Origin of the sequence: Xanthobacter autotrophicus, from assembly GCF_030015065.1 — a bacterium.
GTDB lineage: Bacteria > Pseudomonadota > Alphaproteobacteria > Rhizobiales > Xanthobacteraceae > Xanthobacter > Xanthobacter autotrophicus_D.
Genome location: NZ_JAIVFN010000287.1, coordinates 1 through 784, shown reverse-complemented (window position 1 = coordinate 784; position 784 = coordinate 1). Strand labels below are relative to the sequence as shown.

General features: G+C 66.8%; 1 protein-coding gene. It reads right to left on the bottom strand.

Translation table 11 applies throughout. The features are described from left to right. Nucleotides 1-734 (bottom strand): IS5 family transposase gene (locus tag K9U40_RS23130; protein ID WP_282892420.1). Its coding sequence is split into 2 segments (ribosomal slippage), with 735 coding nucleotides annotated over them: nucleotides 1-404 and nucleotides 404-734; the frame shifts between segments, so codons are not numbered across the junction. This gene is flagged as partial in the annotation. Between the last annotated feature and the right edge of the window lie 50 nt (nucleotides 735-784).

Here is a 784-nt window from a genome sequence, read left to right as displayed (position 1 = left end):
ATCGGCGTGGCGCTCGTATCGGATGGCGAGGCGCCGGAACTGGTTGATCCAGGCGAAGGTGCGCTCAACCACCCATCGGTGCTTGCCGAGGTGCTCAGAACTGTCGACGCCGCGGCGGGCGATACGGGGCGCGATGGAACGCTTGCGCAGATCCCGGCGGCAGCGCGGGAAATCGTAGCCCTTGTCGGCATGGAGCTTCCTTGGCCGCTTGCGGGGCCGCCCGCGCCGTTGCCGGACCGGGTGGACCGCATCGACCACCTCGGTGAGCGCCATGCTGTCGTGGCGGTTGGCTCCGGTCAGGACGACGGCGAGAGGCAAACCCTTTCGGTCGACCATGATGTGCCGCTTGGTGCCCGGCTTGCCGCGATCGGTCGGGTTCGGACCGATCGCGTCGCCCCCCTTTTGGCGGGGACGGAGGAGGCGTCCACGCTGGCGCGCGACCAGTCGATTTCGCCAGCGAGATTGAGGCGCTCCAGCATATGGCGATGGATCTCGTCCCACAGGCCGGCATCCTGCCAGGTGCGCAGCCGGCGCCAGCAGGTCATCCCGGAACATCCGGCCACCTCGAACGGCAGCCGCTCCCAGGGGATTGCTGTGTAGAGCACGAATAGGATGCCGATCAGGGCCTCGCGGTCCTTCACCCGAGGCCGCCCGCCCTTCGGGCGAGGCGCAGCGCATGGAAACAACGGGGCGATCTCCGCCCAGAGGGCGTCGGGCAACAGCTTCTTGGCCATGCCCAACACAACGCCAAATATGGTTAACAAATCGTTTTGTTAGGCGCTCT